The 16,778-nt window shown below is 58.3% G+C and carries 17 protein-coding genes and 1 pseudogene; 6 read left to right on the top strand and 12 right to left on the bottom strand.

Annotation, left to right across the window (positions count from 1 at the left end):
- Positions 1–52 precede the first annotated feature (52 nt).
- Genes mhpE through K7H21_RS11770 form a run of 6 tightly spaced genes read right to left on the bottom strand, consistent with a single transcriptional unit; the run spans position 53 to position 6,319 of the window.
- Complete coding sequence (gene mhpE, locus K7H21_RS11795) at positions 53–1,069, bottom strand: 4-hydroxy-2-oxovalerate aldolase (protein ID WP_004119209.1); 1,017 nt, start codon at positions 1,067–1,069, stop codon at positions 53–55.
- A complete protein-coding gene (mhpF, locus tag K7H21_RS11790; RefSeq protein ID WP_223035794.1) occupies positions 1,066–2,016 on the bottom strand; it encodes an acetaldehyde dehydrogenase in 951 nt (316 codons plus the stop codon). Before mhpF ends, mhpE begins: the two co-directional genes overlap by 4 nt.
- Positions 2,009–2,815: a 2-keto-4-pentenoate hydratase gene (gene mhpD / locus K7H21_RS11785; RefSeq protein WP_004119203.1), complete on the bottom strand. Its 807-nt coding sequence runs from the start codon at positions 2,813–2,815 to the stop codon at positions 2,009–2,011. The genes mhpF and mhpD overlap by 8 nt, the downstream gene beginning before the upstream one ends.
- A 9-nt stretch (positions 2,816–2,824) precedes the next feature.
- On the bottom strand, positions 2,825–3,691 hold the full coding sequence (mhpC, locus tag K7H21_RS11780; RefSeq protein WP_049115346.1) for a 2-hydroxy-6-oxonona-2,4-dienedioate hydrolase: 867 nt from the start codon (positions 3,689–3,691) through the stop codon (positions 2,825–2,827).
- Positions 3,692–3,708: 17 nt separating this feature from the next.
- A complete protein-coding gene (gene mhpB / locus K7H21_RS11775; protein WP_004119199.1) occupies positions 3,709–4,653 on the bottom strand; it encodes a 2,3-dihydroxyphenylpropionate/2,3-dihydroxicinnamic acid 1,2-dioxygenase in 945 nt (314 codons plus the stop codon).
- A gap of 1 nt (position 4,654) precedes the next feature.
- The gene (locus K7H21_RS11770; RefSeq protein ID WP_223035793.1) at positions 4,655–6,319 is read right to left on the bottom strand and encodes a bifunctional 3-(3-hydroxy-phenyl)propionate/3-hydroxycinnamic acid hydroxylase; all 1,665 of its coding nucleotides are present in this window, start codon (positions 6,317–6,319) and stop codon (positions 4,655–4,657) included.
- 191 nt (positions 6,320–6,510) lie between these two features.
- Here K7H21_RS11770 and K7H21_RS11765 point away from each other — a divergent pair, with 191 nt between their 5' ends.
- Entirely contained in the window at positions 6,511–7,317 is an 807-nt protein-coding gene (locus tag K7H21_RS11765) for a DNA-binding transcriptional regulator (RefSeq protein WP_004119193.1), read from the top strand.
- A gap of 96 nt (positions 7,318–7,413) precedes the next feature.
- Positions 7,414–7,563, top strand: a pseudogene (locus K7H21_RS28965) (hypothetical protein); the annotation flags it as partial.
- A gap of 51 nt (positions 7,564–7,614) precedes the next feature.
- On the opposite strand, the gene K7H21_RS11760 reads toward K7H21_RS28965, so the two are convergent.
- The 3 genes from K7H21_RS11760 to K7H21_RS11750 form a co-directional block, all read right to left on the bottom strand.
- The gene (locus K7H21_RS11760) at positions 7,615–8,451 is read right to left on the bottom strand and encodes a shikimate dehydrogenase family protein (protein WP_223035792.1); all 837 of its coding nucleotides are present in this window, start codon (positions 8,449–8,451) and stop codon (positions 7,615–7,617) included.
- A gap of 23 nt (positions 8,452–8,474) precedes the next feature.
- Positions 8,475–9,794 (bottom strand): MFS transporter, encoded by a 1,320-nt coding sequence (locus tag K7H21_RS11755; RefSeq protein ID WP_004119189.1) that lies wholly within the window; start codon positions 9,792–9,794, stop codon positions 8,475–8,477.
- Positions 9,795–9,873: 79 nt separating this feature from the next.
- On the bottom strand, positions 9,874–11,727 hold the full coding sequence (locus K7H21_RS11750) for a bifunctional sugar phosphate isomerase/epimerase/4-hydroxyphenylpyruvate dioxygenase family protein (RefSeq protein WP_223035791.1): 1,854 nt from the start codon (positions 11,725–11,727) through the stop codon (positions 9,874–9,876).
- A 126-nt stretch (positions 11,728–11,853) separates the two neighbouring features.
- On the opposite strand from K7H21_RS11750, the gene K7H21_RS11745 reads away from it, so the two are divergent.
- Positions 11,854–12,492: a TetR/AcrR family transcriptional regulator gene (locus tag K7H21_RS11745; RefSeq protein WP_223035790.1), complete on the top strand. Its 639-nt coding sequence runs from the start codon at positions 11,854–11,856 to the stop codon at positions 12,490–12,492.
- A 26-nt stretch (positions 12,493–12,518) separates the two neighbouring features.
- Here the strand turns inward: K7H21_RS11745 and fumD are convergent, their stop codons facing one another.
- Entirely contained in the window at positions 12,519–12,731 is a 213-nt protein-coding gene (gene fumD / locus K7H21_RS11740; RefSeq protein ID WP_004119184.1) for a fumarate hydratase FumD, read from the bottom strand.
- A 153-nt stretch (positions 12,732–12,884) separates the two neighbouring features.
- On the opposite strand from fumD, the gene ynhH reads away from it, so the two are divergent.
- From ynhH to lpp, 3 genes are all read left to right on the top strand, one after another.
- Positions 12,885–13,244 carry a protein YnhH gene (ynhH, locus tag K7H21_RS29350; protein ID WP_418612157.1) on the top strand — a complete coding sequence of 120 codons (360 nt, stop codon included), beginning with the start codon at positions 12,885–12,887 and terminating at the stop codon, positions 13,242–13,244.
- Positions 13,241–14,653 carry a pyruvate kinase PykF gene (gene pykF, locus K7H21_RS11735; RefSeq protein WP_004119183.1) on the top strand — a complete coding sequence of 471 codons (1,413 nt, stop codon included), beginning with the start codon at positions 13,241–13,243 and terminating at the stop codon, positions 14,651–14,653. The genes ynhH and pykF overlap by 4 nt, the downstream gene beginning before the upstream one ends.
- A gap of 311 nt (positions 14,654–14,964) precedes the next feature.
- A complete protein-coding gene (gene lpp / locus K7H21_RS11730) occupies positions 14,965–15,201 on the top strand; it encodes a murein lipoprotein Lpp (RefSeq protein WP_003029373.1) in 237 nt (78 codons plus the stop codon).
- A 64-nt stretch (positions 15,202–15,265) separates the two neighbouring features.
- Here the strand turns inward: lpp and ldtE are convergent, their stop codons facing one another.
- Both ldtE and sufE read right to left on the bottom strand, forming a co-directional pair.
- Positions 15,266–16,252: a L,D-transpeptidase LdtE gene (ldtE, locus tag K7H21_RS11725; RefSeq protein ID WP_004119182.1), complete on the bottom strand. Its 987-nt coding sequence runs from the start codon at positions 16,250–16,252 to the stop codon at positions 15,266–15,268.
- 101 nt (positions 16,253–16,353) lie between these two features.
- A complete protein-coding gene (gene sufE / locus K7H21_RS11720) occupies positions 16,354–16,770 on the bottom strand; it encodes a cysteine desulfuration protein SufE (protein WP_139528841.1) in 417 nt (138 codons plus the stop codon).
- Positions 16,771–16,778 lie beyond the last annotated feature (8 nt).

The following is a 16,778-nucleotide window of genomic DNA, read 5'->3' as shown; positions in this document are numbered from 1 at the left end:
ACAAGCGGAGCAGATGAATGGCGGCTGATACGTTGCCAGCCGCGCGTTGCTTTTATTGATGACGATTGAGCAGATCCAGCGCGACGTCGACGATCATATCCTCCTGACCGCCCACCATCCGTCGCTTGCCGAGTTCGACGAGAATATCCACCGCGCTCAGGCCGTAGCGCCCGGCTGCTACTTCGCTGTGGCGCAGAAAGCTGGAGTAAACCCCGGCATAGCCCAGCGCCAGCGTTTCGCGGTCAACCCGCACCGGGCGGTCCTGCAGCGGGCGCACCAGCTCATCGGCGGCATTCATCAGAGCGTACAGATCGGTACCGTGATTCCAGCCGAGCTTGTCGGCGGCGGCGATAAACACCTCCAGCGGCGCGTTGCCCGCCCCGGCCCCCATCCCCGCCAGGCTGGCGTCGATACGGTCGCAGCCCTCTTCCACCGCGACGATGGAGTTGGCCACGCCGAGGCTCAGGTTATGGTGCGCGTGCATCCCGGTGGCGGTTTCCGGCTTCAGCACCGCCTTGAGGGCGCGGAAACGATCGCGGATATCGTTCATATTCATCGCTCCGCCGGAATCGACCACGTAAATACAGGTCGCGCCGTAGGACTCCATCTTCAAGGCCTGCTGCGCCAGCTGCTCCGGAGTGGTCATATGGCTCATCATCAGAAAGCCTACGGTGTCCATGCCCAGTTCGCGGGCAAAGGCGATATGCTGCGCGGAAACATCCGCCTCGGTGCAGTGGGTCGCCACCCGTACTACCCGCGCTCCGGCCTGATAGGCGTTTTTCAGATCGTGCAGCGTGCCGATGCCGGGCAACAATAAAGTGGCGATTTTCGCCTGGCTGACCGACTCCGCCGCCGCTTCAATCCACTCCAGGTCGCTGTGCGCGCCGAAGCCGTAGTTAAAACTGGAACCCTGCAGCCCGTCGCCGTGGGCCACTTCTATCGAATCGACGCCCGCGCTGTCCAGCGCCCGGGCAATCTGGCGCACATTGTCGAGCGAGTACTGATGGCGAATCGCGTGCATCCCGTCGCGCAGGGTCACGTCTGAGATATAGAGTTTTTTACCATTCATGCTGCTTCTCCCGCCGTGACGTTCATCGCCTGGGCCATTTTCTCCGCCGTCACCAGCGCCGCCGATGTCATAATGTCGAGGTTGCCCGCGTAGGCGGGCAAATAGTGCGCCGCCCCTTCAACCTCAAGGTAAACCGCCGTTTTCAGGCCGGAGAAGCGGCCGACCCCCGGCAGGTTTACCGGTTTATCATCCGGGATGACCTCAAACTGCACCTGCTGCTTCAGGCGATACCCTGGCACATAAGCCTGCACCGCCGCCGCCATCTCGGCGATCGACGCGGCAATTTCCTGCTGCGACGCCGCTTCGCTCAGGACATACACGGTATCGCGCATCATCAGCGGCGGCTCCGCCGGGTTCAGCACGATAATCGCTTTACCTTTCGCCGCCCCGCCGACTTTCTCGATGGCCTGCGAGGTGGTCTCGGTGAACTCATCAATGTTAGCGCGCGTCCCCGGCCCGGCGGATTTGCTGGCAATCGAGGCGATGATCTCCGCATAGTGGACCTTCGCCACCCGGGAGACCGCCGCCACCATCGGGATCGTCGCCTGGCCGCCGCAGGTGACCATATTGACGTTGCCCTCGGCAAGGTTGGCCTCGAGGTTAACCACCGGCACGCAATACGGGCCGATGGCCGCCGGGGTCAGGTCAATAACGCGGATCCCCGGTTTAGCTTCGCGCAACGCGGCATCGTTTTTTACGTGCGCCCCGGCGCTGGTGGCGTCAAAAACAAAATCGATATCGGCGAATTCGGCCATCCGCATCAGGCCGCCAACGCCCTCGTGCGTGGTGGCGACGCCCATGCGCCGGGCGCGGGCAAGGCCGTCTGATTCCGGGTCAATGCCGACCATTACCGCCATCTCCAGATGCTGCCCGTGGCGCAGTATTTTGATCATTAAATCGGTGCCGATATTACCGGAGCCGATAATGGCGACTTTACGTTTACTCATCACTCTCTTCCTCTTTGGCGACAAAGGTCGCCGCCACTGAACCTATACCGTCGATATGGGCGGCAAAACGATCGCCGGCGTTTATCGCCACCATCGGGCCTAACGCTCCGGTCAGCACGATATCGCCCGCCCGCAGCGGCTCGCCGAGGCTGGCCATTTTGCGCGCCAGCCACACCGCCGCGTTCAGTGGGTGGCCAAGACATTCGCTGCCCCGCCCGCTGGAGACCTCCTCCTCATTACGGGTCATGCGCATCGCGCAATTTTTCAGGTCCAGCCCGTCCGGACGCCGCGCCGGGCTGCCCAGCACGTAAACGCCGCAGGAGGCGTTATCGGCGACCGTGTCGACGAAGCCAATCGACCAGTCGCGTATACGGCTGCCGACCACTTCCAGCGCCGGCAGTACCCAGTCGATGGCGGCGTAAAGCTCATCAAAGGTAGTATCGGTATGCGGCAGATCGCGTTTCAGCAGCAGGGCGATTTCGGCCTCCACCTTCGGCTGCAGCACCCGGGAGAACGGGACCTCGGCGTTATCGCCATAGCACATATCGGCAAATAGAGTGCCGAAGTCCGGCTGGTCAACGCCCAGTTGCTGCTGCACTTTCGGGTGGGTCAGTCCCACCTTGCGCCCCACCACCCGGCGGCCGTTCGCCACGTGGTGCTGCACGTTCATCCGCTGGATGGCGTAGGCCGCTTCCGCGTTGTCAACGCCAAGCGTATCGCGCAGCGGTTCAATGGCCTGACCGCGCGTTTCGGCATCGCGCAGCCGCTGCGCCAGTTGTTCAAGAGATAAAGTTGTCATCAGGATTCCTCAGGGACGCGCCAGAAAGTCGAGCACCAGCTGGTTAAAGCTCTCCGCGTGCTCCCACTGAGCCCAGTGGCCGCAGTCGCGATAGATATGCAGCTCGGAACCGTTAATGCCCGCCAGCAGGCGCAGCCCGGCGTCCATCGGCACGAAGCGATCGTTTCGCCCCCAGACGATCAGGGTTTGCGCGCGGATTTCGCCAAGACGCGGGCTAAAATCCGGGAACTGTTTCGGGTTGGCTTCCAGGCTTTTGACGAAGTTATCCAGATGTTCCCTGCGCGACAGCATATTGTTGAGGCGCGCGTCGAACAGGGCTTCGGTCAGATCGCGAGTATCGAAGACAAAGATGTTCATCATCTTTTTCAGGTTTTCGATGGTCGGCTCACGGTAGAGGCCGTTCAGCAGCTTGATGCCTTCCGTCGGCATCGGCGTAAACAGGCTCATGCCGCCGGTTCCGCCGCCCATCAGCACCAGTTTGCCGACGCGCTCCGGCCAGGTCAGGGTGAATGCCACCGCGCTGTGGCCGCCCATCGAGTTGCCCAGCAGATGCACCTTGCTGATATCCAGCTGGTCAATCACGCTTTTCAGCACCCTGGCGTTCAGGTCGGAACGCGAGCCGCGGTTGACGATAGAATCGCTTTTTCCCCAGCCGGGGCAGTCCAGCAGAATGACCCGGTAGCCCGCCTCCACCAGCGGGTCGATATTGCGGCTAAAGTTGGCCCAGCCAGTGGCGCCGGGGCCGGAGCCGTGCAGCAGGACCACGGTTTCATCCCCCTGGCCGCAGTCGTTAAAATGGATGCGTAATGTCTCTCCGTTCTCCTCAACGTTGAGGAAACGGCTGGTGGCGGCTTCGGTTTGCGGTTGGTAGCTCATCATCTTCTCCCGTTAATTCAGTTCTGCGCGGCGGCGCTCAGCGAGCCAAACCCGGCAATCCACTCGGGGATTGGTCGGTAATAGCGGCCTTCGCAGCGCCAGCGGCCAAATGCGGATAGCGCGGCAAAAGCGGCCACCCAGGTTTTAATTTCGTGCGTTGATTTCCCGGCCATCGCCGACAGTTCTTCGTTACTGACGGCGTCCAGCTCCGTCAGCCGCCCCTGCTCCAGCAGGCTCATAAAGCGGGTATCCCAGACCGGATTGAGCGGATAGAGCGAGTTCTGGTCATCGATAAACTGCTTCGCCGCGCTAATGACCCGCTGCTGGCGCAATTCACGCTCGTCCGGTGGCAGCTGCCTGCCGCTGCCCAGCAGCCGGTCGCGCATATGGGCATCGGCCTTCGCCAGCTCCGGTACCGGCGGCTGATGCGACAGGCCGCCGGAGCCGAGAATTAATACCCGCTTATTGAGGGTGGTTAGAAAGCGGCCAATGGCTTCGCCCAGCATGCGGGTACGCTGAAAGCCCGGCAGCGGCGAGGCGACGCCGTTAATAAACACCGGCAGAACCGGCAGCCTGTCGAGCCCGCCGAGCAGGAACTCCAGCGGCTGCGCAAAGCCGTGGTCCACCTGCATGCAGTAGGAGACCGCCAGATCGATACCGTCCTTGATCACCGCGTGGGCGCAGGCCTCCGCCAGCGCCGTCGGCACCGGCAAAACGCCGCTGGCGCTGCTGAAGTCGCCGATAGAGGTCGCTCCGATGCCTAAACAAAACGGCGGCATCACATCGTAGAAAAAACCGTTGTAGTGATCGGGGGCAAACAGCACCACCAGCTCCGGGTCGAAGGCGGCAATGCGCGCCCGCGCGTCGGCGATGGTGCCGTTCACTTCGTCCAGCACCGCCTGTTCCGGGTCAACGTAGCCCACCAGCGGGGTATGCGAGAGGCAATGAAGATACGCGTTCATATCAGGCCACCTGTTCAATCGTCGTTGCTGCCTGGGTGGCGGCCAGCTGCATCTTGCGTGCCAGCGCGTCGAGCTTTTTGCTCAGGGTTTGCGGGATGGCCACGGTGGCGACGAAGCGGTCCGGACGCACCACAGCGATGGCGGTATCGTGCTGCGCGAACCAGCTTTTCAGGCGGTTTTGCGTATCACCGAGGCGGATGACGCCGGGCACGTTGTCCTGATCGCAATGAATCTGTACTTCTGGCACCACCTGGATAAACCGCACGCCGACGGCGCGCCAGCGGGCTATCTGCTCATCGTTAAGCCCCCACAGCGGGTTGCTGCCCCAGGCGATGATGGCAAAGTTCGCGCCCATCACCTCATCCAGCAGCGTCACCTGACCGCCCTCCAGCGTGACATTCGGCTGGATAAACATTTTGCCTACCGGGGACGTTTTGCCTTCGCCTTCCGCTAGCAGCGCGCCTTCGCGATACTGCGGCATCGGCTTGAAGCGCATTTCCAGGAAGTAGCGTTTAACCGGCGGCAGATAGTTGAGCAGCCACGAAATACCGTCGCGCACCGCGCCGTGCCAGCGTTTCGGCGGCGCCAGCACGTTGCCGGCGGTCACCGACAGGTCGATCATCGCTTTGGCATGATCGCGCCGTTCCTGCTGGTAGCTGTCGAGCAGCGCCTCGCCAGCTTTGCCCCTCACCACCAGCGCCAGCTTCCACCCCAGGTTAAAGGCGTCGCGCATGCCGCTGTTATAGCCTTGCCCCTGCCAGACCGGCATGATGTGCGCGGCGTCGCCCGCCAGCAGCACGCGATCGACGCGAAAGCGTTCGGCGATGCGCGCGTTATGGGTGTAGACGCGCTGGCGGATCGGCTCGACGTTGTCCGGGTCCGGCAGCACCTTGCTCAGTAGCTGGCGCATCTTGTGCGGCTCGCTGAGCTGGGCTTCGGTTTCGCCGGGCATCACCATAAATTCAAAGCGCCGTACCCCGTGCGGCAGCGCGGCTGACACGTACGGACGCACCGGATCGCAGCACAGATAGACGTGCGGCGTCGCCAGCGGGTCGTTGGCAATATCGATAACAATCCACTGATTCGGCGCGGTTTTACCTTCGAAGGGGATATTGAGCGTGCGGCGAATCAGGCTCGCTCCGCCGTCGCAGGCCACCAGCCAGTCGGCGCGCACGGTTTCATGTTCGCCGGCGCTGCCTTTGAGATTCAACGTGACGTTGTCACTATTTTGGCTAAAAGCCTCCACTTCACGGGAAAACAGGCAACGCACGTGGGGGAAGCGGCTAAGGCCTTCGTACAGCACCCCATCAACCTGCGGCTGAATAAACGCGTTGCGCCGCGACCAGCCAAACTCGTCGGTCATCGGTTGAATATCGGCAAAGCAGCGCCCTTTCGGCGTCATGAAGCGCATCCCGTGCCACGGCGTGGTATGCGGCAATACCTTGTCCACCAGGCCCACCGCCTGCATTGCCCGCAGCGACTCATCGTCAATACCGATGGCGCGGGGATAGTCGATCAGCGACTCAAGCTTCTCAATCAGCAGGACGCTCACGCCCATCTGCCCGAGGTAGTTGGCGATGGTCAGGCCAACCGGACCGGCGCCGACAATCGCGACCTGGGCGGTGTGCTGTACGGCCGGTTGAATATCAGGATTAGATGTTGTCATTTTCAAAACCTCACGCTTCGAACGCATTGCCAACATTGCAGAAGAATCAATGCGGGCAACTTGTTAACCAAATGTGAATATATTTTTATAGTGAGGTCAGTATAGGGGCGATGATTTGCGCTACAATCAAAACATCACATAACGTGCACCAGATGCACATTATTGTTTAATATGATTTTTATAGAGGAAGCATGGACCAAAATTCGTCGGCGGATTACAAAACGGTACGCGGTTTAAGCCGCGGGTTATTGTTATTAAATTTGTTAAATAAATTCGACGGAGGCGCGACGGTCGGCACCCTGGCCGAGTTTAGCGGCCTGCACCGCACCACCGTCAGGCGGCTACTGGAAACGCTACAGGACGAGGGTTACGTGCGCCGCAGCCGCTCCGATGACAGCTTCCGGTTGACGATTAAAGTGCGTCAGTTAAGTGAGGGATTTCGTGACGAACATTGGATTTCTGCCCTCGCCACGCCGCTGCTTGGCGAGCTGCTGCGGGAGGTTTTATGGCCCACCGATATCACGACTCTGGACGTCGATGCGATGGTCGTGCGCGAAACTACTCACCGCTTCAGCCGCCTCTCCTTCCACCGCGCGATGGTCGGCCGCCGCCTGCCGCTGCTGCTGACCGCCTCCGGATTGACCTGGCTGGCCTTCGCCCCGGAACATGAACGAAGCCCGATCGTTGAGATGCTGGCCGCCAGGCCGGAAGCGGAGTATCAGCTGGCGCGCGAGCCGGAGAAGCTGGTCGCCATCCTCGAACGCACCCGGCAAAACGGCTACGGTGAAAACTTTCGCGGCTGGCAGCAGGAGGAGAAAATCGCGTCCATTGCCGTCCCCATTCGCCGCCAGCAGCGGGTCATCGGCTGCCTGAACCTGGTGTATATGGCCCAGGCCATGACTATCGACCAGGCGGCGCAAAAGTACCTCGCCTCGTTGCAAAAGGTCGCCAGCCGAATAGAGGAACGGATGTCCGATGAAGAGGTTTTTTACCAATAACCTTGTTCTTTAGCGGTAAATAGCCCGTCAGCCATCGCGCTCGGCATTGTTGTGTACTTTAATATATAACGATTATTCATTGCTAATGAGCCCTTCATGTCCAGACATCCGCGCGTTTTCTTCGTCCTGACGCTATAAAGCGCCAGCCTGTTCGCCGGCCAGGCCTTTGCCGACCGCACCCTCACCGACCAACTGGGCCGGAAAGTGCCCCTCCCCGACCACATCACCCGCGGCGTGGTGTTCCAATCGTTATATAACTATAAATATAACGATAGAGTAACGCAGGTTCAGATCGGTTTAGTAGGAAATCTCCGCCAGCTCGCGCAACTGTTCCGGCGTCGCTACCGGCAGGTTAAAGAAACGCAGATAGGCAGGGATCATTTCAAACAGCATGTCGGTGCCGCGCTGAATGGGACAACCCGCCGCCCGCGCCGCCTGCAGTAACGGGGTGAACTCCTGGGCCATGACCACTTCGCCGACAAAGGTTCCCGGCGTCAGGCGCTGCGGATCTAACGGCAGCGAATCGCCCTCTTTCATCCCCAGCGGCGTGGCGTTGACCACCAGATCGTGCCCCTGCGGATCGCGCTGCATCAGCGTAATATCCAGCCGAGGATAGTGCTGAAGCAGACGCCCGGCCAGCGCTTCAGCCGTCTGCGCCTGGACGTCGTACAACGTCAGGGCGCTAACCCCTGCCGCCGCCAGCGAAGCGGCAATGGCCGACCCGACGCCGCCGCTGCCTACCACCAGCGCCCGGGCGCCGCGCGTCGCGAATCCTTTACGTTTGATACCGAGGACAAAGCCTTCGCCGTCAAACATATCGCCGCTCAGCGTACCGTCGGCTTCGGCACGAATCGCGTTGCACGCCCCCGCTATCGCCGCCGTTGGGCTCAGACGCTGCACCAACCCGCAGGTGGCGATTTTGTGCGGCATGGTGACCAGTGCGCCAATAATATTAGTCATCTTAAACAGCATCGGCACAAAGGCGGCATAATCCTCGGGCTTGACGCCCATCGGCACCACTTTGGCGTCAACCTGCTGATGAACCAACCACGGGTTGTAAATCATCGGCGCTTTAAACTTCGCGGTCGGGTAGCCAAGATGCGCTATCAGCCGCGTATTTCCACTAATCACCATTTGCTGCTCCTTTTGCTACTGCGCTACTGCGAAAGTTCGATACGTTTAACATCGCCGAGAATAAACAGATAGGCCGCTACGCCCAGCAGCGCGGCGCCGCCGATATAAATAAGCGCGTAAAAGAAGTTGCCGGAGGCCGCAACGATAAAACCGATAATCAGCGGCGTAAGAATCCCGGCAAGGTTAGCGCAGAAGTTAAACAGGCCGCCGGTCAGACCGCCAAGGCCCTTCGGCGCGATATCGGAGATTAATGTCCAGCCCAGCCCGACCATCCCCTGACCAAAGAAGGCGAACGACATCACCATGATCACCGCCAGATCGCTGGTCAGCCAGTTGGCGGCAATAATGGTACTCGCCATCAGGAGACCGGTGATAATCGGCAGCTTACGCCCGAGGTTTGCCGAGCCGGTGGCCTTCAGCAGCTTATCCGAAACCCAGCCGCCGAACATGACGCCGCCCGCCGCCGCGAGAAACGGCATGATGGCGAAGAAGCCGACTTTGATCCACGGCATATGGCGCTCGGTGGCCAGATAGGTCGGGAACCAAGTGAGGAAGAAGACCAGCACCGTATTACCGGCAAACTGCCCGATGCTGGCGCCAAGAATCTGCCGTTTAGCCAGCAGTTGGCGAACCAGCGGCCAGCTAAAGGCGGTATGCTGCTCCGCGCCGGTGGACATTCCGCCACCGTTGACGATGTGCTCGCGCTCCAGCTGATTAAGATGCTTATCCTCATGCGGCTCGCGGTAACAACGCCACCACACCAGCGCAAACAACACCCCGGCGGCGCCGACGCTAATAAACAACGCCCGCCAGCCGAAGCTGCCCATAATCCAGAACAGCAGCGGCGCAAAACAGGCCAGCCCGAGATATTCGCCGACGGTATAGACCGCCGTCGCCTTGGCGCGCTCCTGCTGCGGAAACCAGGCGCTCACTACCCGGCTGTTAACCGGGAAACAGGGCGCTTCGCTGACGCCGAGGCCAAAGCGGCACAGCAGCAGACTCTTCAGGCCAACCGCCAGGCCGTGGAACATGGTGAATAGCGACCACAGGGTCAGCGCCAGAAAATAGGTGACTTTATTACCGAAGCGGTCAAGGAAGATGCCGCCGGGGATCTGCGCCAGCGCGTAGGTCCAGGCAAAGGCGGAGAACACGATGCCCATCATTGCGGCATCAATCCCCAGTTCAGCGGTCAGCTGCGGCGCGGCGATACCCAGCACCGTGCGGTCGAGATAGTTGATCATGGTGCCGACGGCCAGCAGCGCAAGAATACCGATACGCCGCCGGGAAGGCCGCACGTCGGACGCGGCGGCGGCCGTCGTCTGATTGTGGCTATAAGAGTTCATAGTCGTTTCCTGTCATAGGGTACAGCCGGATGTTGTTATTGTGTTTGCGACATTGGGTTGTGAACCATCTGCTACATTACTAGGTGTACTGCATTGCTGACAAGCGTACAGCTGCATTTACAGCACCATAAAGTGCGTAACCGTTGCGCCGCTCGGTCAATTCAAAGAAAAAGCGTCCGGCAGAAAATGGGCGGGTATAAAGATGCAGGAACTCCCCTCCGTCGTCGTCACGGTCATAAAGAATTTGATGATTCTTCAAAAGGTTAACCTGAGCACCTTCGCCAAAACGGGCCAGCAGATCTTCATAATAGTTCGCCGGAATGGGCAGCGCGTCGACCGCAATCTGCGGCAGGCCGGCGAGGGTGGCGGGTAAATCGCGGCAGGCAAACGCCGCGTGCTGTAAACCGGCGCCCTGATAACAGGCGACCGAACGGGCAATTTGCGTGGCGCGGCTTTGCGAAATATTGAGCGCGAGGCGAATGTCGCCCTGCGGACTGCGCACCGCCAGGCTGCGCACCAGCCCGTAAGGATCGGGCAGGGTCTGCTCATGTTCGAGCGTAAAACCGAATACGCTGCGAAAAAAGATAATCCAGTTATCGCGACTGTCCGCTTCCATGCCGAGAGCCAGATGATCGATACCGCGATAATCGTCGCGCGGCGTGAGGTTCGCGCGCAGATGAAAATCGCGGGTATAGATGTCGTCCCCCACCTCAATCAGATAAATGAGGCTGCCGTCCGGCGCGCAAACCGCCGGGATCGGGCTTTCATTCGGCCCGGCATCGCCCTGCCAGGTGGCGTAGCCGTATGCGCGGGCGCGTTCCACGATCGCCGCGCTCTGGCTGACGCGCAGCGCCATGGCGCAGAGGGAGACCCCGTGACGCTGGTGAAAATGGTCGGCCCAGCTGTGCGGCTGTGCGTTGACTATCACCCGCGCCCCGCCGTTGCGCCAGAGGGAGACCCGTTTTGAGCGATGGCTCCCCTCCTCGGCAAAGCCGAGCTGCGTCAACCTTTGTCCAAGTTCGTCCGCCTGCGCCGGCGTAGCGGCAAACTCGATAAACTCCAGCCCGGCGTAGAGGGGGAGTTCAGCGGGCGAAAATAGCGGCACCTGACTTTCCGGCAGCCGCTGACGGACCTGCTCTTCCAGCCACAGCAGCGAGCGATAGCCATCTTTCGCCGTCGCGCCGTTGGGCGACGCCCGGAAGCTGTCGTTGAAAATTTCCAGCGACCAGGGACCGCGATAGCCGCAGCGGGTAAGATCGCAGGCAAAATCCACCAGCGGCAGTTGCCCCTGACCGGGAAAGCAGCGGAAGTGCCGGCTCCACTCCAGAATATCCATTTTCATCAGCGGCGCATCGGCCATCTGCACAAAGGTGATTTTTTCCGGCGGCACTTCCCCCAGTCGCTGCAGCGTATCGCCGCGCGCCAGTACGTGGAAGCTGTCGAGCACAATGCCCAGCGCCGGACTGTTGACGCTATTGACCCGTGACCAGGCCTGATGCCAGCGGTTGACGTGGGTACCCCAGGCCAACGCCTCGTAGCCGATGCGGATTTGTTCCTGCTCCGCCAGTTCAGCCAGGGCGCGCAAATCCGCGATCTGCAGCTCGACGTCGGCGGAACAGTCCGGCTGAACATTGCTGCACAGCAGCATAGTGTCGCAGCCCAGCTCATGCATAAGCGCAAATTTGCGCCTGGCGCGTTCCATATTGGCGGCGAACTGGCTGCGGCTGACGCCTTCAAAATCACGAAACGGTTGAAAAAGCGTGATTTTTAGCCCTAAATCTGCCGCCAGATGGCGGATATCGGCCGGCGTACCGGTATAATAGAGCAGATCGTTTTCGAAGATTTCGACGCCCTGATAGCCCGCCGCTGCGATGGCATGGAGCTTTTCGGGTAAGGTACCGGAGATCGAGACGGTGGCGATGGAGCGCAACATAGTGTCCTCGGGTCATTGGCTGAGGTAATGACCTGAATATGTATCATTTGGTTCAATCGCGCCATGGTTGGTTGCTAAATTGTGATCAATATGTGTATTTTTTGCATCTCAAGAAAAGGAGCCGTTATGTCCGTCGTTGCTCATGACGAAGCGCAGTCTCTGAAAGAGCGGATCTTCGCCGCCGCCATTACCGTTTTCGCCGAGCATGGACTGTCGGGGGCGCGGATGGAGCAAATCGCCACCGAAGCGCAGACCACCAAACGCATGGTTGTCTATTACTTCAAGACGAAAGAGCAGCTTTATCAGGCCGTGCTGCAGCACGTCTACGCCAGGCTCCGCGAAACCGAGCAGCAGCTTGGGCTGGAAAACGTGCCGCCGGTCGAGGCGCTGGTGCAACTGGTGAAGTGGAGCGTGCGCTATCACGCCACTCACGCCGACTATATGCGGGTCATCTGTATGGAAAACATGCAGCGCGGGAAGTGGCTAAAAAGCTCGGGCCAGCTGAAACCGCTAAACCGCACCGCCCTGTCGATTCTGGAAGATATTCTGCAGCGCGGCCAGCGGCAGGGAGTGTTTCAGGCGGGGCTGGAAGCGCGCGATGTGCATCGATTGATCAGCAGCTTTAGCTTCTATCAGGTGTCGAACTTTTACACCTTTAGCAGCCTGTACCTGGACGATCCGATGCCGGCGATTGATGATGAGGCGATGGTTGCCCACCACTGCGAGATTGCGGTGAAAGCGGTGGTTCGCTTTGTGATTTCCTGAAGCACGCGGGTAGTGCTCAGCGGCGGCTAGTTTCCAGAAAGCGCGTGGACAACTTTCTCCATCGCTTCCTGCGCCAGGGCGGAACGCTTGATCTTTGGGTTCGCGAGGGCGGTACGCACCACGCCGGCGATAACGATATGCTTCGGCTCCTGGCCCAGGTCGCGCATCTCCAGCACGACTTTACCGACCACCCGGCACATTTCCTGATACAGCGCCTCATCTTTGGCTGTGTTTCCCATCGTATTCCGCTCTCAAATTTTCATTATCAATCAAATCATTATTGATATATTTCCCGATTAAAGCAAACCAGCGTGCCGTTTCCGCGTCAGAGACCGCTTTTCCCGGGCAAACTTGTGAATAAACCCGCGTTTCTACTCTGTTTATCTTGTCAGATGATGAAAAAATGTGTTGCGCATAAGCATAGGATTAGTTTGCATTTTGTTAAGTATGTAACTATAGAAATGAAACATCGTTTTCATTTTCTTTTTTGGATTTGGCAACGTATAATGCCCGGCAAATTCTTATTGAATGGTTTCAGCGCATTGGATTGCATGACTAAACGCATAACACGTTGCCTCTTTTCATGGGCTGAACCGCCAGCACACATTCTTCTGCACGCTCTTTTGTTGTCACCTATCCTTAGAGCGTGGCATAGCAACTTTCGTAATACAGGTTTAACTCTGCGGCAGTGCGCCCACGGAGTCAGATTCCCCATCCCTATCCTTCACAACTTAAAGATTAAACTGTCATGAAAAAGACCAAAATTGTTTGCACCATCGGTCCGAAAACCGAATCCGAAGAGATGTTGACCAAAATGCTGGACGCGGGCATGAACGTTATGCGTCTGAACTTCTCTCACGGTGACTATGCGGAACACGGTCAGCGCATCCAGAACCTGCGCAATGTGATGAGTAAAACCGGTAAGAAAGCGGCAATCCTGCTGGACACCAAAGGTCCGGAAATCCGTACCATTAAGCTGGAAGGCGGCAACGACGTCTCCCTGAAAGCGGGCCAGACCTTCACCTTCACCACCGATAAATCCGTTGTCGGTAATAACGAAATCGTTGCGGTGACCTATGAAGGCTTCACCAGCGACCTGAGCGTTGGCAATACGGTACTGGTTGACGATGGTCTGATTGGTATGGAAGTGACCGCTATCGAAGGCAACAAAGTTGTTTGTAAAGTGCTGAACAACGGCGACCTCGGCGAGAACAAAGGCGTTAACCTGCCGGGCGTATCTATCGCGCTGCCGGCGCTGGCTGAAAAAGATAAACAAGACCTGATCTTCGGTTGCGAGCAGGGCGTTGACTTTGTTGCGGCATCCTTTATCCGTAAGCGTTCTGACGTTGTTGAAATCCGTGAGCACCTGAAAGCCCACGGCGGCGAGAAGATCCAGATCATCTCCAAAATCGAAAACCAGGAAGGCCTGAACAACTTCGACGAAATCCTCGAAGCCTCTGACGGCATCATGGTTGCGCGTGGCGACCTGGGCGTTGAAATCCCGGTTGAAGAAGTGATCTTCGCGCAGAAGATGATGATCGAAAAATGTATCCGCGCGCGTAAAGTCGTTATCACCGCGACTCAGATGCTGGATTCAATGATCAAAAACCCGCGTCCGACCCGTGCGGAAGCAGGCGACGTGGCCAACGCCATCCTCGACGGCACCGACGCAGTTATGCTGTCCGGCGAATCCGCGAAAGGTAAATACCCGCTGGAAGCGGTCACCATCATGGCGACCATCTGTGAACGTACCGACCGCGTCATGACCAGCCGTCTTGAGTACAATAACGACAACCGTAAGCTGCGCATCACCGAAGCGGTGTGCCGCGGTGCGGTAGAAACGGCTGAGAAACTGGAAGCGCCGCTGATCGTTGTGGCAACCCAGGGCGGTAAATCCGCGCGCGCCGTACGTAAATACTTCCCGGATGCCACCATCCTGGCGCTGACCACCAACGAAACTACCGCGCGTCAGCTGGTGCTGAGCAAAGGCGTTGTGGCGCAGCTGGTTGAAGATATCTCCTCTACCGATGCGTTCTACATCCAGGGTAAAGAACTGGCGCTGCAGAGCGGCCTGGCGCGTAAAGGCGACGTGGTTGTTATGGTTTCCGGCGCGTTAGTCCCGAGCGGAACCACCAATACCGCTTCCGTGCACGTGCTGTAATAATTTACAGGTTAATTAGTATTTCCTTTAAAAGCGCCTCTCGGGGCGCTTTTTTTTATTCCGGCACTAGCCGCTATTAATAAAAATGCAAATCGGAATTTACTATTTAACGCGAGATTATCTAAGATGAATCCGATGGAAGCGCGCTGTTTTCACTCGCCTTTTTAAAGTTACGTGATGATTTCGATGCTTCTTTGAGCGAACGATCAAAAATAAGCGTATTCAGGTAAAAAAATATTCTCATCACAAAAAAGTTTGTGTAATACTTGTAACGCTACATGGAGATTAACTCAATCTAGAGGGTATTAATAATGAATCGTACTAAACTGGTACTGGGCGCGGTAATCCTGGGTTCTACTCTGCTGGCTGGTTGCTCCAGCAATGCTAAAATCGATCAGCTGTCTTCTGACGTTCAGACTCTGAACGCTAAAGTTGACCAGCTGAGCAACGACGTGAACGCAATGCGTTCCGACGTTCAGGCTGCTAAAGATGACGCAGCTCGCGCTAACCAGCGTCTGGACAACGCAGCTACTAAATACCGTAAGTAATAGTATCTGTGTAATAAAAATGGCGCACACTGTGCGCCATTTTTTTTGCCTTATCTTTTCCCGCCTACTGCACCCTTTTCGCTTCATCTACCGGCGTATTATTCTGCACCGACAGGCTCGACGCAGTGCTTCCACTGGCGGATACCACCACCGGATATCCTGCCCGCCGGGTCAGCGCGCGTTTAAGCTGCGCCTCATCAACCGCGTTATCCCCCGCAAACTGATGAAACTCCGCCGGAAGCGTATAGGCCATAGTCTGCGCGTTGCTGGTCTCATCAGGCGTCAACGGGCGATGAACTTCAACATAGCGCTTACCGTCCGGCTCCACGGCGAATTTGACCGGCTGGTTGATTATCCGCACCGGCGTGCCGCTTTTCACCTGATTGAATAAAGCCTGGATGTCCGCTGCGTTCATGCGCATGCAGCCGGAGCTTACGCGCAGGCCGACGCTGTCCGGCGCGCTGGTGCCATGAATAAGATATTCACCGTTGCCGTACGCCAGACGGAGCGCATAGCGACCTAGCGGGTTATTCGGCCCTGCGGGCACCACCGGCGGCAGTTTAATCCCCTTCTCCAGCGAACGGGCGCGGATGCCCGCCGTCGGCGTCCAGGTGGGGTTCGGGATTTTCTGCCCGATACGGGTCGTCATCTCCGGGGTTTCCAGCCCCTGCTGACCAATCCCCAGGGGATAGACCTGCACCTGATTGACGCCCGGCGGGAAGTAGTAGAGACGCAGTTCCGCCAGGTTGACGACGATGCCTTCACGCGGCACGTCCGGCAGCAGCATCTGCGAAGGTATCAGCACCTGAGTACCCGGTTTAGGCTGCACCGGCGCAATGGTATCGTTCGCTTCGAGGATCAGCATTGCCGCCGTATCAAAACGACGGGCAATCGCCTGCAGGTTGCGGTCGCCCTCTTGTACCGTCCAGAACTGGTTCTCACCAATCAGACGACTATTGGCTGGAGGAAGAGGATAATCAACGGCCCAGGCTGCGTGTGACGCGCTGAGGGCGCTCAGAAGAGCTATGGTGATGAGAGAAGCGCGTTTCATACTGAGATTCCTTCTTTCGCTGATAAAACGCCAGGCCTGTTATGCACGACGGGAGGCTAGCCTCCCGTCGTGCATAACAGAATGAAATCTACTGTTTTATTCTAGCTAAGATTTACAGCTTTCGCGCGAATTGCGCGGATCATGGCTTCCAGTCCTTGCGACCGCGAGGGGGTAAGATGCTGCGTCAGGGCCATTTTTTCAAACCACGGACGCACGTCAAAAGCGGTGATATCTTTGGCCGTCATCTGGTCATAAAGGATAAATACCACCGCGATGAGTCCTTTGACGATAGCCGCGTCGCTGTCGCCGCGAAGCGCGATAGCCCCGCTCTGCTCCTGCGCCATCACGATCCACACCTGACTCTGGCAACCCTGAATGATATTCTGGGCGGTGTGTTCCTCCGGGCTCAGCGGCGCCAGGCGCTGTCCCAGCTCAATAATATAGAGGTATTTCTCTTCCCAGTTCGCGCAACGGCTAAAGTTGCGCAGCAGTTTGTCTCTGTCCGGTAACGCCGCCATAGTCGCTT

The sequence above is a fragment of the Klebsiella sp. CTHL.F3a genome (assembly GCF_019890895.1).
Lineage (GTDB): Bacteria > Pseudomonadota > Gammaproteobacteria > Enterobacterales > Enterobacteriaceae > Klebsiella > Klebsiella grimontii.
This window is presented reverse-complemented; position numbering and strand designations above follow the sequence as displayed.

What these genes read in the sequence shown, in the direction of transcription:
- K7H21_RS11745 (WP_223035790.1), top strand. Translation starts at nt 11,854, where the DNA reads ATGTCCGTCGTTGCTCATGACGAAGCGCAGTCTCTGAAAGAGCGGATC.
- mhpF (WP_223035794.1), bottom strand. Translation starts at nt 2,016, where the DNA reads ATGAGTAAACGTAAAGTCGCCATTATCGGCTCCGGTAATATCGGCACC.
- mhpD (WP_004119203.1), bottom strand. Translation starts at nt 2,815, where the DNA reads ATGACAACTTTATCTCTTGAACAACTGGCGCAGCGGCTGCGCGATGCC.
- mhpE (WP_004119209.1), bottom strand. Translation starts at nt 1,069, where the DNA reads ATGAATGGTAAAAAACTCTATATCTCAGACGTGACCCTGCGCGACGGG.
- mhpC (WP_049115346.1), bottom strand. Translation starts at nt 3,691, where the DNA reads ATGAGCTACCAACCGCAAACCGAAGCCGCCACCAGCCGTTTCCTCAAC.
- K7H21_RS11765 (WP_004119193.1), top strand. Translation starts at nt 6,511, where the DNA reads ATGGACCAAAATTCGTCGGCGGATTACAAAACGGTACGCGGTTTAAGC.
- sufE (WP_139528841.1), bottom strand. Translation starts at nt 16,770, where the DNA reads ATGGCGGCGTTACCGGACAGAGACAAACTGCTGCGCAACTTTAGCCGT.
- K7H21_RS11755 (WP_004119189.1), bottom strand. Translation starts at nt 9,794, where the DNA reads ATGAACTCTTATAGCCACAATCAGACGACGGCCGCCGCCGCGTCCGAC.
- ynhH (WP_418612157.1), top strand. Translation starts at nt 12,885, where the DNA reads ATGATGAAAAAATGTGTTGCGCATAAGCATAGGATTAGTTTGCATTTT.
- K7H21_RS11770 (WP_223035793.1), bottom strand. Translation starts at nt 6,319, where the DNA reads ATGACAACATCTAATCCTGATATTCAACCGGCCGTACAGCACACCGCC.
- K7H21_RS11750 (WP_223035791.1), bottom strand. Translation starts at nt 11,727, where the DNA reads ATGTTGCGCTCCATCGCCACCGTCTCGATCTCCGGTACCTTACCCGAA.
- lpp (WP_003029373.1), top strand. Translation starts at nt 14,965, where the DNA reads ATGAATCGTACTAAACTGGTACTGGGCGCGGTAATCCTGGGTTCTACT.
- ldtE (WP_004119182.1), bottom strand. Translation starts at nt 16,252, where the DNA reads ATGAAACGCGCTTCTCTCATCACCATAGCTCTTCTGAGCGCCCTCAGC.
- K7H21_RS11760 (WP_223035792.1), bottom strand. Translation starts at nt 8,451, where the DNA reads ATGGTGATTAGTGGAAATACGCGGCTGATAGCGCATCTTGGCTACCCG.
- mhpB (WP_004119199.1), bottom strand. Translation starts at nt 4,653, where the DNA reads ATGAACGCGTATCTTCATTGCCTCTCGCATACCCCGCTGGTGGGCTAC.
- pykF (WP_004119183.1), top strand. Translation starts at nt 13,241, where the DNA reads ATGAAAAAGACCAAAATTGTTTGCACCATCGGTCCGAAAACCGAATCC.
- fumD (WP_004119184.1), bottom strand. Translation starts at nt 12,731, where the DNA reads ATGGGAAACACAGCCAAAGATGAGGCGCTGTATCAGGAAATGTGCCGG.